The sequence below is a fragment of the Streptomyces sp. NPDC051133 genome (assembly GCF_040682635.1).
Taxonomy (GTDB): domain Bacteria; phylum Actinomycetota; class Actinomycetes; order Streptomycetales; family Streptomycetaceae; genus Streptomyces.
The window spans coordinates 107394-130610 of record NZ_JBFBBK010000004.1 but is presented as its reverse complement, the minus strand read 5'-3'; the positions used below and the strand labels follow the sequence as shown (position 1 = coordinate 130610).

The following is a 23217-nucleotide window of genomic DNA, read 5'->3' as shown; positions in this document are numbered from 1 at the left end:
CCGAAGCGCCCCGAGCCGCGTCGCCACCGGAGGCCGAAGCACCCCCAGCCGCGTCACCGCCGGAGGCCGAAGCACCCCCAGCCGCGTCACCGCCGGAGGCCGAAGCACCCCCAGCCGCGCCACCGGCCGTCTTCGTCGCGTCCCGAGCCGCCTCACCTGCCGGGTCCGACGGAGCCCGGGCCGGCTTGCCGGGCGTGCCCGAGCCGCTCTTCGACGTGGCCGCGGAGGCACGCGCGGCGTCGCCCGGCGTCATCCGTTCGGCCGTACCCGACCGGTCCCCGGACTTCGCCCGCTCCGGCCTGGCGTCCCCGGGCTCGCCGGTGCCGTCGGCGCTGTCGGTACCGCCGGTGCGCTGCGTCCCCTTCCCCCTCTCGGTGGCCTGCTCCTCGCGGACCTCCGGGGCCCCGGGCCCTTCAGCCGGCAGCGGCTTTTCCGGCGCCACGCCTTCCTTCGGCTGCTGCGGCTGCGGCTCGTCGCTCATGTCGTGCACGGACTCCTGTTTCGCGTCGTACGTTCCTGTACGCCTCGTACGCCTTCTGCGCCCCCGGTTTGAAGACTCTCGCACCTGGCGTTCCGTTCCCGGATTCCAGCACGCTTTGGGCACAAAATGCGTGGCCGGCCGCCGGGCCTCCGGACTAGGCTCCTGCGCTTCGGTGTCGAGGTGTCCGAGGAGGTCGACTGGCGTGGGCGCTGGACGGTTGTACGGGGCCGTCGCGGCGGGGGGATTCAGACGGTACGCGACCTATCGGGCGGCCACTGCGGCAGGGGTGTTCACCAACACGGTCTTCGGGTTGATCCTGGTCTACACGTACCGGGCGCTGTGGGACGTGAAACCGCACCTCGGAGGCTATGACCAGGCGCAGGCCGTCACCTATGTGTGGCTGGGGCAGGCCTTTTTGTCGACCCTCGCGATCGGTGGTGGCGGTGTCGAGGACGAGTTGATCGAGCGCATCCGTACGGGGGACGTGGCGATCGACCTGTACCGGCCCGCCGATCTTCAGCTGTGGTGGCTGGCCGCGGACGTGGGGCGGGCGTTCTTCCAGTTGCTGGGGCGGGGGATGGTCCCGTTCGTCTTCGGGGCACTGTGCTTCCCGGCGTACCTGCCGTCGGACGCGGGGACGTGGGTGGCGTTCTTCGTGGCCGTGCTGCTGGCCATGGTGGTCGGCTTCGGGATCCGGTACCTGGTGGCGCTGTCCGCGTTCTGGCTGCTGGACGGCGCGGGCGTGGGGCAGATGGCGTGGCTGCTGGGTTACTTCTGCTCGGGGATGCTGCTGCCGTTGAACGTGTTCCCGGGCGCGCTCGGCGAGGTCGTGCGGGTGCTGCCCTGGTCGTCGCTGCTGCAGGCGCCGGCGGACATCCTGCTCGGGCACGGGGATCCGCTGAGCACGTACGTCTTCCAGGGCGCGTGGGCGGTGGTGTTGCTGGGTGCCGGGCGGCTGGTGCAGTCGGCGGCGACGCGACGGGTGGTGGTGCAGGGTGGCTGAGCGCGGCCGGCTCGCGGAGAGTGTCCGGGTGTACCGGTTGGTCGCGGGGATGTGGATCAGGTCGACGATGGCCTACCGGGCGTCCTTCGCCATGACCACGTTCGGGAATTTCACGGCGACCTTCTTCGACTTCGTCGCGATCACGCTGATGTTCTCCCGGGTGGACGCCCTGGGCGGCTGGTCGCTGCCGGAGGTGGCGTTCCTGTACGGGCTGTCGGCGGTCTCGTTCGGTCTGGCGGATCTGGTGATCGGGTCGATGGACCGGCTGGGGCGGCGGCTGCGGGACGGGACGCTGGACACGTTGCTGGTGCGGCCGGCGCCGGTGCTGGCGCAGGTGGCGGCCGACCGGTTCGCGCTGCGGCGGCTGGGCCGGGTGACGCAGGGTTCGCTGGTGCTGGGCTGGTCGCTGTCCCGGCTTGAGGTGCACTGGACGGCGGAGAAACTGCTGCTGATGCCGGTGGCGGTCCTGAGCGGCTTCGGGATCTTCTGTGCGGTGTTCGTGGCGGGGGCGGCGTTCCAGTTCGTGGCGCAGGACGCCTCGGAGGTGCAGAACGCGTTCACGTACGGCGGTACGACGCTGCTGCAGTATCCGCCGACGGTGTTCGGCAGGGAGCTGGTGCGCGGGGTGACGTTCGTGCTGCCGCTGGCCTTCGTCAACTGGCTGCCGGCGAGCTATGTGCTGGGGCGGGCGTATCCGCTCCGGCTGCCGGTGTGGGTGGCGTGGACTCCCCCGCTGGTGGCGGTCGGCTGCTGTGCGCTGGCCGGGCTGGCGTGGCGGGCGGGGCTTCGTTCGTATCGGAGTACAGGGAGCTAGCGTGGGCGACTTCATCGAGCTGGAGAACGTCGAGAAGGTCTTCGAGGTGCGCAGGAAGACCGGGTTCCTCAAGCGGGAGCGGCGTGAGGTGCGGGCGGTGGACTCGCTGTCGTTCACGGTGGCGCGTGGCGAGATGGTGGGCTACATCGGTCCGAACGGTGCCGGGAAGTCGACCACGATCAAGATGCTGACCGGGATCCTGACGCCGAGCGGGGGGCGGCTGCGGGTCGCGGGGATCGACCCCTCGCGGGAGCGGTCGCGGCTTGCGCGCCGGATCGGGGTGGTGTTCGGGCAGCGTACGACGCTGTGGTGGGACCTGCCGCTGATCGACTCCTACCGGCTGGCGCACCGCATGTACCGGATTCCGCTCGCCCGTTACCGGGAGAACCTGGACCGGTGCGTGGAACTGCTGGAGCTGGAGGCGCTGTTGGACGTGCCGGTGCGGCAGCTGTCGTTGGGGCAGCGGATGCGCGGGGACATCGCGGCGGCGCTGCTGCACGATCCGGAGGTGCTGTACCTGGACGAGCCGACGATCGGCCTGGACGTGGTGTCGAAGGCGAAGGTGCGGGGTTTCCTGCGGGAGTTGAACGCCGAGCGCGGTACGACGGTGCTGCTGACCACGCACGATCTGCAGGACATCGAGCAGTTGTGTTCCCGGGTGATGGTGATCGACCACGGCCGGCTGATGTACGACGGCCCGCTGGCGGGGCTGCACGAGGTCGGTGAGAGCGAGCGGCTGCTGGTGGTGGACCTGGAGCGGGAGTTGCCGCCGGTGGAGGTGGCGGCGGCGCGGGTGGTGCGGGTGGAGGGGCCCCGGCAGTGGCTGGCGTTCCCGGCGGGGCAGTCGGCGGCGCCGCTGGTCGCGTCGCTCGCGGCTCGGTATCCGCTGGTGGACCTGTCGGTGCGGGAGCCGGACATCGAGGCCGTCATCGCCAAGATGTACGCGGAGAAGGCGGTCTCGTAGGCTGCTGCCATGACCGACGACGCAACGCCGGATCTCCGGGCCTCCGACGCCGACCGTGAACGGGTCGCCGAGGTCCTGCGGGACGCCCTCGCGGAGGGGCGGCTCGACATGGAGGAGTTCGAGGAGCGGCTGGAGGCGGCCTACAAGGCGCGCACGTACGGCGAGCTGGCTCCGCTGACCCGGGATCTGCCGGCGTCCGGTGCCGTCGCGCCGCCCCCTCCGGTCTCGTTCGTCAAGGGGCCGGTTGACGAGGGGGGTTGGGCGTCCCGGATCGTCGGGGGCGAGGGATCCTCGACGGGTGCGATCGCCGTCATGTCGGGGTTCGAGCGCAAGGGCCGCTGGACGGTGCCGAAGCGGTTCAACTGCTTCGCGTTCTGGGGCGGCGGCGAGATCGACCTGCGCGAGGCGAACTTCGCGGACCACGAGGTCGAGGTCAACTGTGTGGCGATCATGGGCGGGATGCAGGTGATCGTGCCGCCGGGCGTCGAGGTCGTCGTCCGGGGCATCGGGGTGATGGGCGGCTTCGAGCACCCGAGGGACGACGGGCCGCCGGAGCCTGGCGCCCCGCGCGTGATCATCGGCGGGTTCGCCTTCTGGGGCGGGGTCGGTGTGGAGCGCAAGGTGACGCGGGCCGAGCAGAGGCGTCTGAAGGAGCAGCGCCGCCAGGAGAAGCTGGAGCTGCGTCAGGAGCGGCACGAGTTGCTCCGGGCGCGGCGCGAGGAGCGGCACGGTCTGCTGCGCGAGCGGCGGGAGGAACGGCGCGAGGAGCGGCGCGAGGAGCGGGAGCGGCGCCGCGGCGGGTACTGAGCCGCGTCCCGCTCCCTCGAGCGCGGGACCTGCTACTTCGTGCAGACCTTCGTCAGTTCACCGGCCGCGTCCGTGACCGGCCCCACGTCGGGGGTCCTGTCGCCGTTCTTGATGGCCGTCCGCACGTTGTCGACGGCCTTGTCGATGTCGTCGACCGCCTTGTTGACGTCGGTGTCGTCGGTCTTGTCGCCGATCTTCTTCAGGTTCCGCTGGATGGAGTCGAGGGAGGCGTCGGCCTGGGAGGGGTCGTCGGCCGCGTTCTCCACGGCCTGCTGCAGGTCGGTGACGCTGTCGGCGATGGAGTCGGCGGTCTGTACGCAGTCCAGGGCTTTGTCGACGGTGTCGCAGCCGGCGGTGAGGCCGGCCGTGAGTGCGGCGAGCGCCACGGCGGCGACGGCGGTGATACGGCGTCGGCTGACGGCCATGGTGGTGTGTCCCTCCCCTGTACGACTGTTCGTACGTGAGACGTCGGGGAGGGCGCGCGGGTTGCCCGCGCGCACCCGTCGTGTTGGCCTGCCCTTTACTTTGCGAGCGTGGCTTCCAGGGCCGCGCGCTGGTGGGCGGTCAGTTCGGCGCAGCCGGTGACCGCGAGGTCGAGCAGGGCGTTCAGCTCGTCGCGGTCGAAGGGGGTGGCCTCGGCGGTGCCCTGGACCTCGACGAAGCGGCCGTCGCCGGTGCAGACGACGTTCATGTCGGTCTCCGCGCGCACGTCTTCCTCGTAGCAGAGGTCGAGCAGCGGGATCCCGCCGACGATGCCGACGGAGACGGCGGCGACGGTGCCGGTGAGGGGCTGCCGGCCGGCCTTGATCAGCTTCTTGCCCTGGGCCCAGGCGACGGCGTCGGCGAGGGCGACGTAGGCGCCGGTGATGGCGGCGGTGCGGGTGCCGCCGTCGGCCTGGAGGACGTCGCAGTCGAGGACGACGGTGTTCTCGCCGAGTGCCTTGTAGTCGATGACGGCGCGCAGGGACCGGCCGATGAGCCGGGAGATCTCATGGGTACGGCCGCCGATCTTGCCCTTGACGGACTCGCGGTCGCCGCGGGTGTTGGTGGCGCGGGGCAGCATGGCGTACTCGGCGGTGACCCAGCCCTCGCCGCTGCCCTTGCGCCAGCGCGGGACTCCTTCGGTGACGGAGGCGGTGCAGAAGACCTTGGTGTCGCCGAAGGAGACGAGGACGGAGCCCTCGGCGTGCTTGCTCCAGCCGCGTTCGATGGTGACCGGGCGGAGCTGTTCGGGGGTACGGCCGTCGATGCGAGACATGCGGATGAGCCTAGCCGCACAGGGGAAGGGGCTCGTCCCGTGCCGGGAAGAGCCCCTCGCCGGTGAGCCGGGGGCTCACATCATGTCTTCGATCTCCGCGGCGATCGGGTCGGCGTCGGTGCCGATGACGACCTGGATGGCGGTGCCCATCTTGACGACGCCGTGGGCGCCGGCGGCCTTCAGGGCGGCGTCGTCGACCAGCGAGGGGTCGGACACCTCGGTGCGCAGCCGGGTGATGCAGCCCTCGATCTCCTCGATGTTGTCGATTCCGCCGAGGCCGGCGACGATCTTCTCAGCCTTGCTGGCCATGTTGCTTCTCCCTGATCCGAACCGATTGGTCGCAGTAACCCACAGTTGGCCCATCTTCGCGAGCGGTCGTGCCGTCCGTGCCGAATGATGGCGATCACGACAGCGGAACCGTCCGCGAACTGGTCTACACCACCGGGGGTACGGTCGCCAAACCGCGTCCGAGTCGAGTGGCCGGGAGGACGCCCATGAGCGCCGAGAGCGCGCCCGCGGACAGCACGGTGAGCCCGGCGCGGGAGCGCTGGAACCGGCTGTTCCAGGGGCTGCAGAAGATGGGCCGCAGCCTCCAGCTGCCCATCGCGGTGCTGCCGGCCGCGGGCATCCTGAACCGGCTGGGGCAGCCGGACGTCTTCGGCGACCAGGGCCTGGGCTGGACCGCCGTGTCGAAGGTGATGAAGGGCGCGGGCGGCGCGCTGCTCGACGGCTCCTTGGGTCTTCCGCTGCTGTTCTGCGTGGGCGTCGCGATCGGCATGGCGAAGAAGTCGGACGGCTCGACGGCGCTCGCGGCCGTGGCCGGGTTCCTCGTCTACTACGGCGTCCTGCACCAGTTCCCGCAGGCGTGCCCGGGCGGCTCGAAGGCGATCGCGGACATCGGCTGCCAGGTGAGCGTGGGAGCGGGCGCCGGTGCGGTGACGCCGTACACCTTCCAGAACCCGGGGGTCTTCGGCGGCATCGTGATGGGCCTGCTGGCCGCCTTCTTCTGGGCCCGCTACCACCGCACGCGGCTGGTGGACTGGCTCGGCTTCTTCAACGGCCGCCGGCTGGTGCCCATCATCATGGCGTTCGTCGCCATCGCCTTCGCGGCGCTGTGCCTGTGGATCTGGCCGCCCGTCGGTGCCGGCCTGGAGAGTTTCAGCAAGTGGCTGAGGGACGCCGGCTCCTGGGGCGCGGGGGTGTTCGGGGTCGCGAACCGGGCGCTGCTGGTGGTGGGCCTGCACCAGTTCCTGAACGTGCCCATCTGGTTCCAGTTCGGCACCTACACCCCGCCCGGCGGCAAGCCGGTGCACGGCGACATCAACATGTTCCTCGCGGGCGACCCGAACGCCGGCCAGTTCACCTCGGGCTTCTTCCCGATCATGATGTTCGCGCTGCCCGCCGCCGCGCTGGCGATGACGCACTGCGCCCGGCCGGGCCGCCGCAAGGAGGTCGGCGGGCTCATGCTCTCGGTGGCGCTCACCTCGTTCGTCACGGGCATCACCGAGCCGCTCGAGTACTCGTTCCTGTTCATCGCGCCCGCGCTGTACGCGGTGCACGCGGTGCTGACCGGTGTGTCGATGGCGGTGACCTGGGCGCTGGGGGTGCACGACGGCTTCAGCTTCTCGGCGGGGCTGATCGACTACATCATCAACTGGAACCTGGCGACCAAGCCGTGGGCGATCGTCCCGATCGGCCTGTGCTTCGCGGCCGTCTACTACACGGTGTTCCGGTTCGCGATCACGAAGTTCGACCTGCGGACTCCGGGGCGGGAACCGGAGGAAGAGGTCGAGGACACGACCAAGGCCTGAACAGGACCCGGTGCCGGACGGTTCCCCTTAGCACATCAGCACGCCGCGTAGCGTTTCCGTAGCGGATTTCGTGGTTCCTTATACCGCCTTCATCGTGCTAAAACAGGTCTACACCACTGAGTGGTGTAGACCACCACCGATGGAGGAACCATCCATGAGCACCGCCACCGCGACGGCGGCTCCCGCAAAGAAGCGGGGATCCGGCCTCTTCCAGGGCCTGCAGAAGGTCGGCCGCAGCCTGCAGCTCCCCATCGCCGTCCTGCCCGCGGCGGGCATCCTGCTGCGTCTGGGTCAGCCGGACATCCATGACAAGCTGCACCTGCCCGACAAGGTCACGGCGGTGTTCGCCACGGCCGGCGGCGCGATCTTCGACAACCTGCCGATGCTGTTCTGCATCGGTGTGGCGATCGGCTTCGCCAAGAAGTCGGACGGCTCGACGGCACTGGCCGCCCTGGTGGGCTTCCTGGTGTACAGCAACGTGCTGAAGGCCTTCCCGGTCACCGAGGCCAAGATACAGAAGGGCGCGGACGTCGCCGCGACCTACAACAACCCCGGTGTCCTCGGCGGCATCCTCATGGGTCTGCTGGCCGCCGTGCTGTGGCAGCGCTACCACCGCAAGAAGCTGGTGGACTGGCTCGGCTTCTTCAACGGCCGCCGACTGGTGCCGATCATCATGGCCTTCGTCGGCACCGCCATGGGCGTCTTCTTCGGCCTGATCTGGAAGCCCATCGGTGAGGGCATCTCCAACGCCGGTGAGTGGATCACCGGTCTCGGCGCGCTGGGCGCGGGTCTGTTCGGTCTGGTCAACCGCGCACTGATCCCGGTCGGCATGCACCAGTTCGTGAACACCGTCTCCTGGTTCCAGATCGGCGACTACAAGAACGCGGCCGGCCAGGTCGTGCACGGTGACCTCAACCGCTTCTTCGCCGGTGACCCGCACGCCGGTATGTTCATGGCCGGCTTCTTCCCGATCATGATGTTCGGTCTGCCGGCCGCCGCAATCGCCATCGCGCACTCCGCCCGCCCCGAGCGCCGCAAGGCCGTGCTGGGCATGATGATCTCCCTCGCGCTGACCTCCTTCGTCACCGGTGTCACCGAGCCCATCGAGTTCGCGTTCATGTTCATCGCGCCGCTGCTGTACGCGATCCACGCGGTGCTGACGGCCCTGTCCATGGCGATCACCTGGGCGCTCGGCGTCCACGCGGGCTTCACCTTCTCGGCGGGCTTCATCGACTACGCGCTCAACTGGAACCTGGCGACCAAGCCGTGGCTGATCATCCCGATCGGCCTCGTCTTCGCGGCGATCTACTACACCGTCTTCCGCTTCGCGATCACCAAGTTCAACCTCCCCACCCCGGGCCGTGAGCCCGAGGAGGAGGTCGAGGACCTCACGAAGGCGTGAGTCCCGCCCGTGCGGCATGACAAGGGCCCCGGAACCGGCGAGGTTCCGGGGCCTTTCGCATGCAGGCGGGCTAGATCTCGTACGTGACCCGCGGAGCGGCCAGTTCCACCGGTCCGTCGAAGACCTCGCGGGCGTCGCGCAGGTTGATCTCCGGGTCGGTCCACGGCGGGATGTGGGTGAGGACCAGGCGGCGGGCGCCCGCGCGGGCCGCCGTCTCGCCCGCCTCACGGCCGTTGAGGTGCAGGTCGGGGATGCTTTCCTTGCCGTGCGTGAACGCGGCCTCGCACAGGAACAGGTCGGCCTCCGCGGCCAGCGAGTCCAGCGCCTCGGTCACCCCGGTGTCGCCGGAGTACACCAGGGTCTTCCCGCCGTGCTCGACGCGGATGGCGTACGCCTCCACGGGATGGCGGACCCGCTCGGCGTGCACGGTGAACGGGCCGAGCTCGAACGTGGACGGCTTGACCGTGTGGAAGTCGAAGACCTCGCTCATGGAGGAGGCCGAAGGGGTGTCCGCGTAGGCGGTGGTGAGCCGGTGCTCCGTGCCCTCGGGTCCGTAGACGGGGATCGGGGCGCAGCGGCCGCCGTCGTGCCGGTAGTAGCGCGCGACGAAGTAGGCGAGCATGTCGATGCAGTGATCGGCGTGCAGATGGCTGAGGAAGATCGCGTCGAGGTCGTAGAGACCGCAGTGGCGCTGCAGCTCGCCAAGGGCGCCGTTGCCCATGTCGAGAAGCAGCCGGAAGCCGTCGGCCTCGACGAGGTAGCTCGAACAGGCCGATTCCGCGGACGGGAACGACCCCGAGCAGCCGACGACGGTGAGCTTCATGAAGCAGAAACCTCCGTTGGCGGGAGAGCGGTGGGCGGGGACGGGAGCCTGAGGGGTCCGGGCAGACGGGCGTCGTGCGGTCCGTCGAGCGTAAGGCGCGAAAGGGCGGGTCGCTCCTCCGCCAGGGGCCGTTGTGGGCGAACTCACCTGTGCTGTCACCGGTTCGGCTGGACCAGAGGCGCATCAGGATCACAAGAGGGCGCGCGATGCTCGGCGCACGCCGGTAACGTCGTGCCTATGGACACGTCCTGGTGGCTGGCGCTCGCGGCGGTGGTACTGCTCGCGCTGGTCGCCACGCTCGTCGACGGCTGGGGACACGGTCGCAGGCCCGGCGGCCGGCGGCTGCGGCCACCGGGCCGGCCGGGCGCCCGCAGGACACGGGCCGGGCGGCCGGTCCCGGGGGACATCTGGTGGGCGAACGTCCCCTACGAGGACCGCACCGAGGTGAAGGACCGGCCCTGTCTGGTGCTGGCCGTGCGGGGCGACCGGGCCACGGTCGCGAAGATCACCAGCAAGTACCACGACGAGCGGGCCGGGGTGATCCCGCTGCCGCCGGGCGCGGTCGGCGACGCCCGGGGGCGGCCCAGCTTCCTGGAGACCGACGAGCTGCGTGAGGTGCCGGTCGGCGACTTCCGCCGCCGGGTCGGTGTGGTCGACCCGGTTCTGTGGGACCAGGTACGGCACCTCGCGGGCTAGTCACTTCACGTTCACCGTGACCGTCCACTCCTGGATCCCCTTGCAGGACACCTGGCCCGAGCCCGTGGGCTGCGCGCACAGGGGGCGGGAGGACGTCAGCTTCGTGGTGCCGGCGGACACCGCCCGGTAGGCGGCCGTGGCGTCACCCGGCTGGAGGACGAAGCCGGCGTTGATGGCCTGCAGCCCGGTGCCGCTCGTCATGACCGGCTTCCAGGGGCGGTCCTTGGTGCCGTCCAGGGTGAGCCGGACCTCGCCGCCCTTGGCGACGCAGACGGTACGCCCGTTGTCGGCGGCCTTCAGCTCCGCCAGGCTCACGCACGCGGAGGAGGAGTGAGAGGAGTGGCCGGAGGGGGCCGGGGAGACCTTGCCGTTGCTCGAGGTGTCCCCGCCGCTCTGCGAGCCGCAGCCGGCGAGGAGCAGGGGTGCGGCCGCGAGGGCGCACAGGGTCGTACGGCGCATGGAGGTTCGCCTTTCTGCCGTGGCCGGACGACCGGCCGCCTGGTGCAGATGTGACGTACCACGCGCGGATGAGGATCCCGCACACGACGGGCCGGGCCTGTCGTGTGCGGGATCGGGTGGAGCGGGTGCGGTACGGCTCAGCCGGTCGTCAGGGCGGTGTCGTCCACGACGAAGCTGGTCTGCAGCGAGGAGTCCTCCACGCCGTTGAACTTCAGGGTGACCGTCTGGCCCGCCAGCGAGGACAGGTCGAAGGTCTTCTGCGTGTACCCGGAGGACTTGTTGAGGTTCGAGTAGGTCGCCAGGGTGGTCGAACCGGCGGTGACCGTCAGCTTGTCGTACGCGGAGCTGGTGGTGGTCTCGGCGGTGTCGACGTGCAGGTAGAAGGTGAGCGTGGCCTTGCAGCCGGCCGGGATGGTCACCGACTGGGACAGCGTGTCGGTGTGCGCGGAGCCGTAGCCGTCCAGCCAGGCCTTGTAGGAGCCGCCGTGGGCCGCCTCACCGGTGTCGTTGGTGATGACGCCGCTGGACGCGGTCCAGCCGGTGCTGCCCGACTCGAAGCCGGGGTTGGCCAGCAGCTGGGAGGAGGTGCAGCCGCCGCCGGAGGTGCCGACGGTCCAGGTGAAGGAGGTCGAGCCGGAGGCTCCGGTGGAGTCCTTCGCGGTGACCGTGACCTGGTAGGTGCCCGCGGTGGACGCCGTACCGGAGATCAGGCCGGTGGAGCTGTTGATGGACAGCCCGGTGGGCAGGCCGGTGGCGCTGTAGGTGAGCGCGGCGCCGCCGCTGTCGGAGGCCGAGATCTGCAGGCTGACCGAGCTTCCGGTGGTGGTCGACTGGCTGCCCGGGTTGGTGACGGTGACCGTGTTGCCGCCGGTGCTGCCACCGGAGGTGAAGGCGGTGGTGCCGTTGGGGGTGCCCCAGCCGGTCGGGCCGTCGTAGCCGGTGGCCGCGGTGCAGAAGTACGACGGGGAGCAGGAGCCGTTGGAGCCGCTGGTGACGTCGTACAGGTTGGCGGTGTGGGAGTACGGGTACTTCGCCGGGTAGTCGCTCGCGGCCGGGGTGCCCGCGAGGGCGTAGACGCCGGCGATGATCGGCGAGGAGGCGCTGGTGCCGCCGTAGACCGCCCAGCCGGAGCCGCCGTAGGTGTCGTAGACCGCCACGCCGGTGGCCGGGTCGGCGACCGCGGAGACGTCGGCCTCCATGCGCTTGGAGCAGCCGGTGTCGGTCTGCCAGCTCGGCTTCGGGTCGTAGGCGGAGCAGCCGGAGCCGGTGCCCTCGGTGGAGCTGGTGTGCCACACCGACTCGCTCCAGCCGCGGGAGTTGGAGGCGGTGGTGAGCGCGGTGCCGCCGACGGCGGTCACGTACTGGGAGGTGGCCGGGTACTCGGCGCCGTAGGCGGAGTCGCCCGCCGAGACGGTGATCGCGACGCCCGGGTGCTTGAAGTACTGGGTGTCCTCGCTCGTCTGCGTGGACGCCTCGGAGCCGCCCCAGCTGTTGGAGACGAACTTGGCGCCGAGCGAGACGGCCTCGTTCTCGGCGATGCCGAGGTCGGTGTCGTTCGCCGAGTTGGCCTCGACCAGGACGATGTTGCAGTTCGGGCAGGTCGCGCTGACCATGTCGATGTCGAGCGCCTCTTCACCGGCCCAGCCGCTGTCGTTGGTCGGCAGCGAGGTGGTGGAGCCGGTCTGGCTGACCTGCTTGAAGCAGCCGTTGGCCTTGGTGCAGGCGGACAGGCCGTAGGTGGAGCGGTAGGTGGCCAGGTCCGACTCGGCGTTGGGGTCGTTGTAGGCGTCGACCACCGCGACCGTCAGGCCCGAGCCGCCCGTGGCGGGCAGGTTGTAGGCGCTGTGCAGGTTGGCCGGGGAGAGGCCGGAGGGCGCGGCGGCGGCGAGCGCCGAGGCGAGCCGCTGCTTGATGTCGGTACGGCGCTGGGCGAAGCACGACGCGTGGCCCGGCTCGGCGGTGGCGCACAGATGGGTCGTGGGGACCTTCTGGCCTGCCTTGCCGGTGGAGTGGAAGGTCTGCCGCCCGGGAGCGGTCAGGGCCTTGGCGTTCTGCGTCGCCTTGGAGGTGTGGGGGTGTGCGGTGGCGGTCTGCGCCCCGGCCGTCGGTGCCGCGGTGAATCCGGCGACGGTGAGGGCGAGGGCGGGGAAGGCGACGGTGACGAGTCTTCTCAGACTGCGTCTGCGCCGGTTGGGGCGTGACTCACGCATGGGGTACTGCCTCCGGTTGACGTGGGGTTTCGCACTGGATTGGCAGGCCCGTGACGCGCGTTGCGGCGGTGGACCGCGCAGTCATGAGCATGACACTCGCAGACACCTGTCATGGCGCTGGGTGAGCGTGACATGTCAGGGTGCGACGAGGAACGTAGCTCTGGCCTTCGTGCCACCGGCAGTACTCAAAGGAATTCTTTGCCCGGCCATAGGAATGGCTTAGCCCCCTCATGAGAGGGGGCTGGCGCGCGCTTGACAGGGGGAACTACGCCCAGAGCTGGCCCTGGAGCGTCTCGATGGCCTCCTCGGTGGTGGCCGCCGTGTAGACGCCGGTGGAGAGGTACTTCCAGCCACCGTCGGCCACCACGAAGACGATGTCGGCGGACTCCCCCGCCTTGACCGCCTTCTTCCCCACGCCGATCGCCGCGTGCAGGGCGGCGCCGGTGGATACGCCCGCGAAGATGCCCTCCTCCTGGAGGAGTTCACGGGTGCGGGTGACCGCGTCGGCCGAGCCGACCGAGAAGCGCGTGGTCAGCACGGAGGCGTCGTACAGCTCCGGCACGAAGCCCTCGTCCAGGTTCCTCAGGCCGTACACCAGGTCGTCGTAGCGCGGTTCGGCGGCGACGATCTGGATGCCCGGCCGGTGCTCGCGCAGGTAGCGGCCGACGCCCATCAGGGTGCCGGTGGTGCCGAGGCCCGCGACGAAGTGGGTGACCGAGGGGAGGTCGGCGAGGATCTCCGGACCGGTCGTGGCGTAGTGGGCGCCCGCGTTGTCCGGGTTGCCGTACTGGTAGAGCATCACCCAGTCGGGGTGCTCGGCGGCCAGCTCCTTGGCCACGCGGACCGCGGTGTTGGAGCCGCCCGCGGCCGGGGAGGAGATGATCTCCGCGCCCCACATGCCGAGCAGGTCCCGGCGCTCCTGCGAGGTGTTCTCCGGCATCACGCACACCATGCGGTAGCCCTTGAGCTTGGCCGCCATGGCGAGGGAGATGCCGGTGTTGCCGGAGGTGGGCTCCAGGATGGTGCAGCCCGGGGTGAGCCGGCCGTCCTTCTCCGCCTGCTCGACCATGTGCAGGGCGGGCCGGTCCTTGACCGAGCCGGTCGGGTTGCGGTCCTCCAGCTTGGCCCAGATCCGGACGTCGGCCGACGGCGACAGCCGCGGCAGGCACACCAGCGGGGTGTTGCCCACCGCGGCCAGCGGGGAGTCGTAGCGCATGGCTGCTCAGCGGCCGATCAGCGCATGCCGCCGGCGACCGCCGGCAGGATGGTCACGTTGTCGCCGTCGGACAGCTTGGTGCTGATGCCGTCCAGGAAGCGCACGTCCTCGTCGTTCAGGTAGACGTTGACGAACCGGCGCAGCTGGTCGCCGTCCACGATGCGGGCCTGGATGCCCGCGTGCCGGGTCTCGAGGTCGGCGAAGAGCTCGGCGAGGGTCTCCCCGGTGCCTTCGACCGCCTTCTGACCGTCGGTGTAGGTGCGAAGGATGGTGGGGATGCGGACCTCGATGGCCATGGTTGCGGGCTCCTGTCGGAAAGTGTCGTCGGGGCGGCAGGCTCGGTACGTCAGCAGCGGGCGCACACCACAGTCAGAACCATGGGCTCATCGTATCGATTCCCGGTCGAGGGCCCGGCATGTGATCCCGTATGACGGACGCTTACCGACCGGATGGTGAGATCAGTACGTCTCCACCACCGTGACCTCCTCCTCCGTGACCTCCCCGTCCACGATGCGGAAGGAACGGAACTGGAACTCGCCGAGGCCGTCGGTGTCCGCGGTGGACACCAGCACGTAGTGCGCGCCGGGCTCGTTGGCGTAGGAGATGTCGGTCCGGGAGGGGCGGGCCTCGGTCGCGGTGTGGGAGTGGTAGATGATCACCGGCTCCTCGTCGCGGTCGTCCAGCTCGCGGTAGAGCTTGAGCAGGTCGCCCGAGTCGAACTCGTAGAACGTGGGCGACATGGCCGCGTTGAGCATCGGGATGAAGCGCTCGGGGCGGTCCGAACCCGCCGGGCCCGCGACGACACCGCACGCCTCGTCGGGGTGGTCCTTGCGGGCGTGGGCGACGATCTGGTCGTACAGGGCCTGGGTGATGGTCAGCATGACGGTCAGGATAAGCAGAGGGGCCGTCCCGTACCGAGGTGTGGTACGGGACGGCCCACATGCCGGACGCCCTGAGCGGCGGCCGCCGGGAGTGCCACGAGTACTCCCGCCGGCCGGACGTCCTTCGGGGAAGGTCAGCGCTTGCTGAAGGCCGCGGCCTCCGGGTTGCGGCGCTTGAGCGCCCAGTAGGAGACGCCGAGGATCGCGGCCCACAGCGGGGCACAGTACAGCGAGACCCGGGCGTCCTTGTCGATACCCATGAGCACGATCACCATGAAGATGAACACCAGCGCGAACATGCTCGTCCACGGCGCTCCCGGCGCGCGGAACTCGCTCTGCGGCAGCTGGCCGCGGTCCGCCTTCATCCGGTAGCGGATCTGGCAGATCAGGATCACGATCCAGGCCCACATGCCGGAGATGGTCGCGAAGGACACCACGTAGTCGAACGCCTTGCCCGGCCACTGGTAGTTGATCCAGACGCCGACCAGCATCAGCGCGGCGGAGAACGTGGTGCCGACGAGCGGGGTGCCGCTGGACGTCAGCTTGGTGAAGACCTTCGGACCCTGGTTGTTGAGCGCGAGGTCGCGCAGCATGCGGCCGGTCGAGTACATGCCGGAGTTGCAGGACGACAGCGCGGCGGTCAGGACGACGAAGTTGACGATGCCGGCGCCCGCGGGCAGGCCCATCTTCTCGAAGGCGACCACGAACGGGCTCGCACCCGCGTGGAAGTTCGTCCACGGCACGACCGACAGGATCATGATCAGCGCGCCGATGTAGAACACGGCGATGCGCCACGGCACGGTGTTGATCGCCTTCGGCAGCACCTTCTTGGGGTCCTTGGACTCGCCCGCGGTGACACCGACCAGCTCGACGGCCAGGAAGGCGAACATGACCATCTGCAGGGTCATCAGCGTGTTGCCGACACCGTGCGGGAAGAAGCCGCCCTCGTTCCACAGGTGGGCCACGGAGGCGGTGTCGCCGGCGTCGGAGAAGCCGATCGTGAGGATGCCGGCGCAGATCAGGATCATGCCGATGATCGCGGTGACCTTGACCATGGAGAACCAGAACTCCAGCTCACCGAAGAGCTTCACGGAGATCAGGTTGGCGCCGTACAGCACGACCGTGAAGATCAGGGCCGACAGCCACTGCGGGATGTTCCACCAGTACGTCATGTAGGCGGCGGCCGCCGTGACCTCGGTGATGCCGGTGACCACCCAGAACAGCCAGTACGTCCAGCCGGTCACGAATCCGGCGAACGGACCGATGAACTCGCGCGCGTACTCCGAGAACGAACCCGACACCGGGCGGTACATCAGCAGCTCGCCGAGCGCCCGCATGATGAAGAAGATGACGAGGCCCGCGACGGCGTACGCCAGGATCAGGCTGGGGCCCGCCTTGGAGATGCCCTTGCCCGCGCCGAGGAAGAGGCCGGTGCCGATGGCACCGCCGATGGCGATCATCTGGATCTGCCGGGAACCGAGCCCGCGCTGGTACCCCTCGCCGCCCTCGCTGCCCTCGGCCCGCGCGGCCTCATTGCCGTCGCGAAGCTGGTCGACCTGCGATGAGGTCATGTGTGGTGCGCCTTTCTCCATGCCGACCCGCGGCCTTCAGTCGGCCTCGGATCGGGTTTCGATCCCCCCGGATTGCTGGAGTCATTGCCTGGCCGACGGTCGTCGGCTCGGTGGCGCACCCGGCCGGACATGGGTGGTGTCGGCCGGGCGGTCGTGAAGATTTATCACGGCCGCAATATTGATCACAGAGGCGCGTTGTGGCGCATCCCACAGGTAAAAGCGGACAAAGAGCGCCCGAATGCGGCAAACCAGGCCGCAACGGTGACGGGATCGTTATCCGGATTTGAGCGTCCTCTGAGCGAACACTCCGAGGCGGCGAAACGGGACGGGTTACGACAAAAGAGTCGTCACGAGGGTCTCCTGGAGACCGCCGAGCCACAGATAGGCCATCACCATCGGCTTGCGCGGGTCCTCGTCCGGGAGCCGGTAGAGCAGGTCGGTGTCGTCCTCGTCGGTGATCTCCAGCCGGGCGCCGATCGCGAGGCGCAGGTCGTTCAGGGCGCCGAGCCAGTGCCGGGACTGCGCCGGCGACAGCTTCAGCACCGCCCCGGTCTCGTCCACCGGCGCGAGCGCGTCCAGGCTGCGGATCACCGCGAGCGCGTTCTCCCGTTTGCCGGCGCGCAGGTCGTTCTCGGTGTAGCGGCGGAACTCGGCGGAGTGGGCCCGCCGCTCCTCGGCCTGGGCGGGCGACTCGGGGGCCTGTTCCGGGTCGCTGTAGGCGTCCGGGAAGAGCCGGCGCAGGACGGGGTCCGCGGGCGGCTCGCTCGGCCCCTCGGCGAACAGCTCGGCGAGCGGGTCGCTCTCGGCGCCCTCGGCGGGGCCGGGGCCGGGACCGATGAGCTCCAGGAGCTGGACGGCCAGCGACCGGATGATGGAGATCTCGACGTCGTCGAGCGCGACGGCCGCGCCGCCGCCGGGAAGCGGTTCGAAATGTCCGGGCATATAAGTCGGTTCGCTACTTCCGGTCCTGCTGGAGGGTGGCCCACAGACCGTAGCCGTGCATCGCCTGCACGTCGCGCTCCATCTCCTCGCGGGTCCCGCTGGAGACGACCGCCCGGCCCTTGTGGTGGACGTCGAGCATGAGCTTGGTGGCCTTGTCCTTGGTGTAGCCGAAGTACGTCTGGAAGACGTACGTCACGTAGCTCATGAGGTTGACCGGGTCGTTGTGCACGATCGTGACCCAGGGGACGTCGGGCTCGGGTACGGCGAAGACCTCCTCCGCCGACTCGGTGCGTTCGATCTCTACGGGCGCGGGTGACGTCACAGTGACCATGCTGCCACGGGGTCCAGAAATCGTCACACTGACGCGAAGTGGGTGTAGCATCTTCGCCATGGACACAGCGGACCTTGGGCTGCCGGTGGATGTTCCCTCGACGGCGCTCTTCACGGACCAGTACGAGCTGACGATGCTGCAGGCCGCGCTGAAGGCCGGTACGGCCGAACGGCGCAGCGTGTTCGAGCTCTTCACCCGGCGGCTGCCGGAGGGGCGCCGCTACGGCGTCGTGGCGGGCACCGGGCGCGTCCTGGACGCGGTGGAGAACTTCCGCTTCGACGAGGGCGTCCTCGGCTTCCTGCGCGAACGGAAGATCGTCGACGAGGCGACCCTGAAGTGGCTCGGCGACTACCGCTTCAGCGGTGACATCTGGGGCTACCCGGAGGGCGAGGTGTACTTCCCGGGCTCGCCGATCATGCGGGTCGAGGGCACCTTCGCCGAGTGCGTGCTGCTGGAGACGGTGCTCCTGTCCATCCTCAACCACGACTCGGCGATCGCCGCCGCCGCCTCCCGCATGGCCTCCGCCGCCGGCGGCCGGCCGCTGATCGAGATGGGCGCCCGCCGCACCCACGAGCTGGCCGCCGTGGCCGCCGCGCGCGCCGCCTACGTCGGCGGCTTCTCGACCACCTCCGACCTCGCGGCCGGCTTCCGGTACGGCATCCCGACCGTCGGCACCTCCGCCCACGCCTTCACCCTCCTGCACGACCGCGAGCGCGACGCCTTCCAGGCCCAGGTGGACACCCTCGGCCGGGGCACCACCCTGCTGGTGGACACCTACGACGTCGCCGAGGCCGTCCGTACGGCGGTGGAGGTGGCCGGACCCGACCTGGGCGCCGTCCGCATCGACTCCGGTGACCTGCTCCTCGTCGCCCACCGGGTGCGGCACCAGCTGGACGAGCTGGGCGCGACGAACACGAAGATCGTCGTGACGTCGGACCTGGACGAGTACGCGATCGCCTCGCTGGCCGCCGCGCCCGTGGACGCGTACGGCGTCGGCACCCAGCTGGTGACCGGCTCCGGGCACCCGACCGCCTCCATGGTCTACAAGCTGGTCGCCCGCGCCGAGACCACCGGCCCGCAGGCGCCCCTGGTGTCGGTCGCGAAGAAGTCCAGCGGCGGCAAGACGTCCATCGGCGGACGCAAGTGGGCGGCGCGCCGGCCCGACGGGGACGGGGTGGGCGAGGCCGAGGTCGTGGGCACCGGTCCGGTGCCGCCGGAGCTCGCGGACCACCTGCTCCTGGTGCAGCTGGTCAAGGGCGGGGACGTCGTGGCCCGTGAGGCGCTGGACGTGCCCCGGGACCGCCACATCGCCGCCCGCGCCCGTCTGCCCCTGTCCGCCACCCAGCTCTCCCGAGGGGAACCCGTCCTTCCGACGGAGTACCTCACCGAGCGCTCGGGTAGCTAAAGCGGGTCGGCCGTCCGCCCCTTCGAACGCCCCCTCCCGCACCGGCCCATAAGTCTCTAGGCTCAGTTACTTAGCCCACAGTCGAAGGACACCCACCATGCGCCGCGCCTTGATCGTCGTCGATGTGCAGAACGACTTCTGCGAGGGGGGCAGCCTCGCGGTGGCCGGCGGTGCGGACGTGGCCGCCGCCATCACCGAACTGATCGGGCAGGCCGCGGGGACGGGCTACCGCCACGTGGTGGCCACCCGCGACCACCACATCGCCCCCGGCGGCCACTTCGCCGACAACCCCGACTTCGTCCGCTCCTGGCCCGCGCACTGTGTCGCGGGCACCGAGGGAGTGGGCTTCCATCCGAACTTCGCCCCCGCCGTCGCCTCCGGCGCGGTGGACGCGGTGTTCGACAAGGGCGCCTACGCGGCGGCGTACAGCGGCTTCGAGGGGGCCGACGAGAACGGCGTCCCCCTCGCCGAGTGGCTGCGCGCCCGCCACATCGACGAGGTCGACGTGGTCGGCATAGCCACGGACCACTGCGTGCGCGCCACGGCCCTGGACGCCGCCCGCGAGGGCTTCCGCACCCAGGTCCTGCTGGACCTGACGGCCGGGGTGGCCCCGGAGACGACGGAGCGGGCCCTGGAGGAGCTGCGGGGGGCGGGCGTGGAACTCACGGGCAAGCCGGTGGTCACCGGCTAGGGACGCGGCCCCTCAAGGGGCCCGTGTCACCCCTGCGGCACCGCCGGAGGTCTGCGCAGCAGCGCCCGGATCGGGTGCCACAGCTCGTTCACCAGGACACCGTTGTCAGCCGGTGCCGTGCGCCATATCAGGCCGTCGGGGTGGTGCAGCACCGCCGTGATCTCGTCCGGCGTCGGAGGTGCCGCGTTCCCCCGGAGGTAGATCGCCCGGAACCCCAGGTTGCGGAGCCTGGTCAGGGCCCTGGCGCGGTTCTGGGCGTGCACCAGCACCCGCACCCCGAGGGCGTCGTAGGGCAGGTTCAGCGCCACCACCACCGTGCCGTTCGGCAGCTTGCAGAAGCCTCCTGCGGCCATGCGGTCACATCCCCGTTTCGGTCGGTGTCAATAAGCGGTCCACAGGACGCACCTAAACACGATCGGCGGCAACCCGCCAAGGGGTTGCCGCCGATACGTCTCTGACCTGCGGAGATGCGGACTACTTCACCGCGGGGCCGACCTTCAGCAAGATCGTCGAGCCGTCCTTGGCCTCCTTGACGATCGCGATCTTGGTGTTGGTGTCAGTGACCTTCACGCCCCCGGCCGGGTTGGCCGGGTCGTAGTAGGTGCTCGCGTGGTCGTTGAAGACCGACACGCCCTTCGACGCCTTGATCTTCGTCACGACGTCGGCCTTGTGCAGGGTGATGCCGTCCGTGCCGTAGAGGCTGAACGGGGAGTCGTAGGCCTGCATGCGGTTGCGCATCAGCGTGCCGTCCGACCACTTCATCGCCGTCGGGTGGGAGTCGATCGGCAGGATCAGACCCGTGCCCGGGTGGTCCTTCGCGTTGGTGTTGTTGTCCGCCTGGGAGGTGTCCCACTTCCAGATCAGCAGACCGTTCTGGTACGGGTAGTGCTCCACCCAGTCGGGGCGCTTGGCCGAACCGAAGTTGTACGGGCCGGTCTTGAGCTGCTTGTCGTACGACACGTACTGCCGGTTCTCGGCGATGTAGTACTGCTTGTAGTCCTTGGTGAAGGACGCGCCGATGCGGGAGAACCCGTTCGACGTCCAAGCGGCGTCCCGCGTCTCGGCGTTGTCCGAGAAGACCGGCGCGCCGTCGGCGGTCACGGCGATCTCGTCGGCCGTGAAGCCGTTCTCCGCGACACCGCCGTCGGTGGCGTAGCGGAAGCGGAGCTGGATCTTCTGGCCGGCGTAGGCGTCCAGGGAGTACGACAGCTTCTTGTGCGTCGTCGAGAAGCCGGTCAGCGCGGGCTTGCCGCCGCCGTCCTGCGGGATGGCCTGGCCGTCCGCCGTGCCGTTGACGGCGGTCCAGTTGGCGCCGCCGTCGGTGGACACCTCGGTGTACAGGTAGTCGTAGCCGTCCTCGATGGCCCACCAGCCGTCCAGGTCCAGCTTCGCCGACGACTTGCCGGTGAGGTCCACGGACCGGGTCAGCGTGTTCTTCAGGTCGTTGCCGCTGCCGCTCCACCACTGGGCCGAGCCCTCGGCGGGCTGGGTGATCGTCGTGGTGACCGCCTTGTCGGGCAGGTTGACCACGAGAGCCTGCTTGTCCCAGGTGTTGTACTCGGCGACGCCCAGCTTGTGCGTGGACTGCGTGCCGGCCTTGGCGGTGTCGTAGTTCAGCCAGCCCAGCTGCAGCTTGTCCCAGGCGTTCATGTCGCCGGGCACGTCACCGATGGACTCCTTGCCGGTGCCGAGCCAGGAACCGGAGGACATCAGGGTCCAGAAGCCGGTGGAGTTGTCGCCGCCGTCGGTGTCGTACTCGTCCGGCAGGCCCAGGTCGTGGCCGTACTCGTGGGCGAAGACGCCGAGGCCGCCGTTCTCCGGCTGGATGGTGTAGTCGCCGACCCAGATGCCGGTGCCGCCGACCTGCGCGCCGCCGAGCTTGTTGTTCTCGGGGCCGGTGGCGCCGGCGTCGGTGCCGAAGGCGTACCAGCGGTGGGCCCAGATCGCGTCCTTGCCCTGCGCGCCGCCGCCCGCGGACTCGTCCTCACCGGCGTGCACGAGCTGGAAGTGGTCGATGTACCCGTCGGGCTCGTTGAAGTTGCCGTCGTGGTCGTAGTCGTACCGGTCCCACTGGTCGTACTTGGCCAGGTCCGCCTTGATCGCGGCGTCGGACTTGCCGGCCGCCTTCTGCTGGGCGACCCAGGCGTTCAGACCGTCGCTGACGACGTTCCACACGCTCGTGCAGTTGGTCTGGCCGCAGGCGTTGTTGCCGTAACGGGCCTCGTTGTAGGGGACCTTGACCCAGTCGGAGACCTCTCCGTCGACCGAGTAGCGGCCCGAGGACTGCTTCTCGTAGTACTTCTTCAGCGACTCGGTCTTCTTGCCGGTGCCGAAGTAGAGGTCCTGGTAGTGCTTCTGGTTGTAGTCCTTCTGCCAGGCCGTGGAGTTGTCCTTCTTGCGGTCCGGCGCGGCGATGGTGTTGTGCAGCGGCCCGGGGGTGCCGCCGTACTTCGGGTCCGTCTTGTCCCCGAACTCCACCAGGATCGTGAAGATCTTGTCGGTCTTCTCGCGGCTCAGCTCGACGTACTTGCTCTTGCCCTTGCCGCTCTTGAGCGCCAGGACCTTGGAGCCGTTGCGCTCCTGGGCCTTGGCCTTGCCCGATATGAGCTGGTTCAGGGCTTCGCGGCGCTGGGCGTCCTGGGTCTTGCTCAGCGGACCGTCGAGGTCGTGCTTCTGCTGCTTCACCGGGGCCGGGTCGTGCCGGTTGGCCGCCGCCCGGGTCTGGGTGCTCGCCTCCGCGACGGCGAAGGTGGCGAAGGTGGCGGAGGCCGCCGCGAGCGTCACCCCGATCGCGGCCGCTCTGAACGTCCAGGATCTGCTGGTCACTTGAGTTCCTCCCCCGCGCCGCGCGCACGGACAGGGGGATCCGGGTCATGGAGGAATCCGCGCGCGCACGTTCAACGCGTGTTCAAGTGACGTCATTTGACTAGAGGTTTAGAAGAAAAGACAGACCTTGACTTGTTCAGGCCAAGTGCACTATGCGGAGTCGGTGTTCGCTTTACGGACTTGTCCGGGTCACATGACTCCGTGCGCCCCCCGTGCTCCCGGTACGGTGGGTTAGGTCACGCTTACCAGGCGTTCGGCTCGGGCATGCACGCGAAGAGAGAGTCGAAGGCACCCCCCGACACCCGAAGACCTCCGCAGACTTCCGAGGACACGATTGCCATGCCTCGTCCGACCTCCGCACAGCTCACCTACGGTTCGTGCACCGTGATCTTCTCGACGCTCGCCATGCTGCTGCTGTCGCAGACGAGTTCGGGCCTCGGGGTCGCCGTGATCGCCCTCGTGGCGCTGGCCCTGGGGCTGCTCGTGGCGATGACGGTACCCCTGCCGGGGGCGCGAACGGCGGACAGGGCCGAGACGCCGGCCGAGCCGGCGGCCCGGACGGCCGAACCGGCCGCCGAGGAGCAGCCGGTGTCCACCAGGCTCTGACCGGAGCACACGGCAGCGGC

Annotated in this window: 24 protein-coding genes; 10 read left to right on the top strand and 14 right to left on the bottom strand. The window is 69.6% G+C overall.

Going from position 1 to position 23217, the window contains the following annotated elements; translation table 11 throughout:
- Window positions 1-683 precede the first annotated feature (683 nt).
- The 4 genes from AB0N17_RS06680 to AB0N17_RS06665 are packed head-to-tail and all read left to right on the top strand — an operon-like array spanning window position 684 to window position 4069.
- Window positions 684-1484, top strand: coding sequence for an ABC-2 family transporter protein (locus AB0N17_RS06680; RefSeq protein WP_366010039.1), 801 nt, complete (start codon window positions 684-686; stop codon window positions 1482-1484).
- Window positions 1485-1533: 49 nt separating this feature from the next.
- The gene (locus AB0N17_RS06675) at window positions 1534-2298 is read left to right on the top strand and encodes an ABC transporter permease (protein ID WP_366010224.1); all 765 of its coding nucleotides are present in this window, start codon (window positions 1534-1536) and stop codon (window positions 2296-2298) included.
- Between the two features lies 1 nt (window position 2299).
- Window positions 2300-3262, top strand: coding sequence for an ATP-binding cassette domain-containing protein (locus tag AB0N17_RS06670; RefSeq protein ID WP_366010038.1), 963 nt, complete (start codon window positions 2300-2302; stop codon window positions 3260-3262).
- A 9-nt stretch (window positions 3263-3271) separates the two neighbouring features.
- Window positions 3272-4069: a DUF1707 domain-containing protein gene (locus AB0N17_RS06665; RefSeq protein WP_366010037.1), complete on the top strand. Its 798-nt coding sequence runs from the start codon at window positions 3272-3274 to the stop codon at window positions 4067-4069.
- A 32-nt stretch (window positions 4070-4101) separates the two neighbouring features.
- Here AB0N17_RS06665 and AB0N17_RS06660 read toward each other — a convergent pair whose 3' ends face one another.
- From AB0N17_RS06660 to AB0N17_RS06650, 3 genes are all read right to left on the bottom strand, one after another.
- Window positions 4102-4494, bottom strand: a complete 393-nt coding sequence (locus AB0N17_RS06660) for a hypothetical protein (protein ID WP_366010036.1) — start codon at window positions 4492-4494, stop codon at window positions 4102-4104.
- Between the two features lie 95 nt (window positions 4495-4589).
- Window positions 4590-5327, bottom strand: coding sequence for a ribonuclease PH (gene rph, locus AB0N17_RS06655; protein ID WP_366010035.1), 738 nt, complete (start codon window positions 5325-5327; stop codon window positions 4590-4592).
- A gap of 75 nt (window positions 5328-5402) precedes the next feature.
- Window positions 5403-5636 carry a PTS glucose/sucrose transporter subunit IIB gene (locus tag AB0N17_RS06650; RefSeq protein WP_366010034.1) on the bottom strand — a complete coding sequence of 78 codons (234 nt, stop codon included), beginning with the start codon at window positions 5634-5636 and terminating at the stop codon, window positions 5403-5405.
- A 185-nt stretch (window positions 5637-5821) separates the two neighbouring features.
- Here AB0N17_RS06650 and AB0N17_RS06645 point away from each other — a divergent pair, with 185 nt between their 5' ends.
- Both AB0N17_RS06645 and AB0N17_RS06640 read left to right on the top strand, forming a co-directional pair.
- Entirely contained in the window at window positions 5822-7138 is a 1317-nt protein-coding gene (locus tag AB0N17_RS06645) for a PTS transporter subunit EIIC (protein ID WP_366010033.1), read from the top strand.
- A gap of 154 nt (window positions 7139-7292) precedes the next feature.
- Complete coding sequence (locus tag AB0N17_RS06640) at window positions 7293-8540, top strand: PTS transporter subunit EIIC (protein ID WP_366010032.1); 1248 nt, start codon at window positions 7293-7295, stop codon at window positions 8538-8540.
- 70 nt (window positions 8541-8610) lie between these two features.
- Here AB0N17_RS06640 and AB0N17_RS06635 read toward each other — a convergent pair whose 3' ends face one another.
- A complete protein-coding gene (locus AB0N17_RS06635) occupies window positions 8611-9363 on the bottom strand; it encodes an MBL fold metallo-hydrolase (RefSeq protein ID WP_366010031.1) in 753 nt (250 codons plus the stop codon).
- Window positions 9364-9600: 237 nt separating this feature from the next.
- Between AB0N17_RS06635 and AB0N17_RS06630 the strand changes: the two genes are divergently transcribed.
- Window positions 9601-10059, top strand: coding sequence for a type II toxin-antitoxin system PemK/MazF family toxin (locus AB0N17_RS06630; protein WP_366010030.1), 459 nt, complete (start codon window positions 9601-9603; stop codon window positions 10057-10059).
- Here AB0N17_RS06630 and AB0N17_RS06625 read toward each other — a convergent pair whose 3' ends face one another.
- The 8 genes from AB0N17_RS06625 to clpS form a co-directional block, all read right to left on the bottom strand.
- Window positions 10060-10518, bottom strand: coding sequence for a hypothetical protein (locus AB0N17_RS06625; protein ID WP_366010029.1), 459 nt, complete (start codon window positions 10516-10518; stop codon window positions 10060-10062).
- A 137-nt stretch (window positions 10519-10655) separates the two neighbouring features.
- Entirely contained in the window at window positions 10656-12728 is a 2073-nt protein-coding gene (locus AB0N17_RS06620) for a putative Ig domain-containing protein (RefSeq protein ID WP_366010027.1), read from the bottom strand.
- A 265-nt stretch (window positions 12729-12993) separates the two neighbouring features.
- Window positions 12994-13944, bottom strand: a complete 951-nt coding sequence (locus tag AB0N17_RS06615; RefSeq protein ID WP_366010026.1) for a cysteine synthase — start codon at window positions 13942-13944, stop codon at window positions 12994-12996.
- Window positions 13945-13961: 17 nt separating this feature from the next.
- Window positions 13962-14240 carry a MoaD/ThiS family protein gene (locus tag AB0N17_RS06610; RefSeq protein WP_366010025.1) on the bottom strand — a complete coding sequence of 93 codons (279 nt, stop codon included), beginning with the start codon at window positions 14238-14240 and terminating at the stop codon, window positions 13962-13964.
- A 162-nt stretch (window positions 14241-14402) separates the two neighbouring features.
- A complete protein-coding gene (locus AB0N17_RS06605) occupies window positions 14403-14825 on the bottom strand; it encodes a M67 family metallopeptidase (RefSeq protein WP_366010024.1) in 423 nt (140 codons plus the stop codon).
- Window positions 14826-14959: 134 nt separating this feature from the next.
- The gene (locus tag AB0N17_RS06600; RefSeq protein WP_366010023.1) at window positions 14960-16396 is read right to left on the bottom strand and encodes an amino acid permease; all 1437 of its coding nucleotides are present in this window, start codon (window positions 16394-16396) and stop codon (window positions 14960-14962) included.
- A gap of 330 nt (window positions 16397-16726) precedes the next feature.
- Complete coding sequence (locus AB0N17_RS06595; RefSeq protein WP_366010022.1) at window positions 16727-17338, bottom strand: DUF2017 domain-containing protein; 612 nt, start codon at window positions 17336-17338, stop codon at window positions 16727-16729.
- Window positions 17339-17351: 13 nt separating this feature from the next.
- Window positions 17352-17669 carry an ATP-dependent Clp protease adapter ClpS gene (gene clpS, locus AB0N17_RS06590; RefSeq protein WP_366010021.1) on the bottom strand — a complete coding sequence of 106 codons (318 nt, stop codon included), beginning with the start codon at window positions 17667-17669 and terminating at the stop codon, window positions 17352-17354.
- A gap of 58 nt (window positions 17670-17727) precedes the next feature.
- Between clpS and AB0N17_RS06585 the strand changes: the two genes are divergently transcribed.
- Together AB0N17_RS06585 and AB0N17_RS06580 are read left to right on the top strand one after the other, a co-directional pair.
- Entirely contained in the window at window positions 17728-19074 is a 1347-nt protein-coding gene (locus AB0N17_RS06585) for a nicotinate phosphoribosyltransferase (RefSeq protein ID WP_366010020.1), read from the top strand.
- 97 nt (window positions 19075-19171) lie between these two features.
- Window positions 19172-19765, top strand: coding sequence for a nicotinamidase (locus tag AB0N17_RS06580; RefSeq protein WP_366010019.1), 594 nt, complete (start codon window positions 19172-19174; stop codon window positions 19763-19765).
- A 26-nt stretch (window positions 19766-19791) separates the two neighbouring features.
- On the opposite strand, the gene AB0N17_RS06575 is transcribed toward AB0N17_RS06580, so the two are convergent.
- Window positions 19792-20118, bottom strand: a complete 327-nt coding sequence (locus AB0N17_RS06575; protein ID WP_366010018.1) for a hypothetical protein — start codon at window positions 20116-20118, stop codon at window positions 19792-19794.
- 121 nt (window positions 20119-20239) lie between these two features.
- A complete protein-coding gene (locus AB0N17_RS06570) occupies window positions 20240-22591 on the bottom strand; it encodes an immune inhibitor A domain-containing protein (RefSeq protein WP_366010017.1) in 2352 nt (783 codons plus the stop codon).
- 339 nt (window positions 22592-22930) lie between these two features.
- On the opposite strand from AB0N17_RS06570, the gene AB0N17_RS06565 reads away from it, so the two are divergent.
- Window positions 22931-23197, top strand: a complete 267-nt coding sequence (locus AB0N17_RS06565) for a hypothetical protein (RefSeq protein ID WP_366010016.1) — start codon at window positions 22931-22933, stop codon at window positions 23195-23197.
- Window positions 23198-23217 lie beyond the last annotated feature (20 nt).

Coding starts and splice junctions, on each gene's coding strand:
- AB0N17_RS06645 (WP_366010033.1), top strand. CDS start 5,822: ATGAGCGCCGAGAGCGCGCCCGCGGACAGCACGGTGAGCCCGGCGCGG.
- AB0N17_RS06615 (WP_366010026.1), bottom strand. CDS start 13,944: ATGCGCTACGACTCCCCGCTGGCCGCGGTGGGCAACACCCCGCTGGTG.
- AB0N17_RS06675 (WP_366010224.1), top strand. CDS start 1,534: ATGTGGATCAGGTCGACGATGGCCTACCGGGCGTCCTTCGCCATGACC.
- AB0N17_RS06650 (WP_366010034.1), bottom strand. CDS start 5,636: ATGGCCAGCAAGGCTGAGAAGATCGTCGCCGGCCTCGGCGGAATCGAC.
- AB0N17_RS06665 (WP_366010037.1), top strand. CDS start 3,272: ATGACCGACGACGCAACGCCGGATCTCCGGGCCTCCGACGCCGACCGT.
- AB0N17_RS06620 (WP_366010027.1), bottom strand. CDS start 12,728: ATGCGTGAGTCACGCCCCAACCGGCGCAGACGCAGTCTGAGAAGACTC.
- AB0N17_RS06595 (WP_366010022.1), bottom strand. CDS start 17,338: ATGCCCGGACATTTCGAACCGCTTCCCGGCGGCGGCGCGGCCGTCGCG.
- AB0N17_RS06635 (WP_366010031.1), bottom strand. CDS start 9,363: ATGAAGCTCACCGTCGTCGGCTGCTCGGGGTCGTTCCCGTCCGCGGAA.
- clpS (WP_366010021.1), bottom strand. CDS start 17,669: ATGGTCACTGTGACGTCACCCGCGCCCGTAGAGATCGAACGCACCGAG.
- AB0N17_RS06610 (WP_366010025.1), bottom strand. CDS start 14,240: ATGGCCATCGAGGTCCGCATCCCCACCATCCTTCGCACCTACACCGAC.
- AB0N17_RS06600 (WP_366010023.1), bottom strand. CDS start 16,396: ATGACCTCATCGCAGGTCGACCAGCTTCGCGACGGCAATGAGGCCGCG.
- AB0N17_RS06630 (WP_366010030.1), top strand. CDS start 9,601: ATGGACACGTCCTGGTGGCTGGCGCTCGCGGCGGTGGTACTGCTCGCG.
- AB0N17_RS06575 (WP_366010018.1), bottom strand. CDS start 20,118: ATGGCCGCAGGAGGCTTCTGCAAGCTGCCGAACGGCACGGTGGTGGTG.
- AB0N17_RS06580 (WP_366010019.1), top strand. CDS start 19,172: ATGCGCCGCGCCTTGATCGTCGTCGATGTGCAGAACGACTTCTGCGAG.
- AB0N17_RS06585 (WP_366010020.1), top strand. CDS start 17,728: ATGGACACAGCGGACCTTGGGCTGCCGGTGGATGTTCCCTCGACGGCG.
- rph (WP_366010035.1), bottom strand. CDS start 5,327: ATGTCTCGCATCGACGGCCGTACCCCCGAACAGCTCCGCCCGGTCACC.
- AB0N17_RS06660 (WP_366010036.1), bottom strand. CDS start 4,494: ATGGCCGTCAGCCGACGCCGTATCACCGCCGTCGCCGCCGTGGCGCTC.
- AB0N17_RS06625 (WP_366010029.1), bottom strand. CDS start 10,518: ATGCGCCGTACGACCCTGTGCGCCCTCGCGGCCGCACCCCTGCTCCTC.
- AB0N17_RS06640 (WP_366010032.1), top strand. CDS start 7,293: ATGAGCACCGCCACCGCGACGGCGGCTCCCGCAAAGAAGCGGGGATCC.
- AB0N17_RS06605 (WP_366010024.1), bottom strand. CDS start 14,825: ATGCTGACCATCACCCAGGCCCTGTACGACCAGATCGTCGCCCACGCC.
- AB0N17_RS06565 (WP_366010016.1), top strand. CDS start 22,931: ATGCCTCGTCCGACCTCCGCACAGCTCACCTACGGTTCGTGCACCGTG.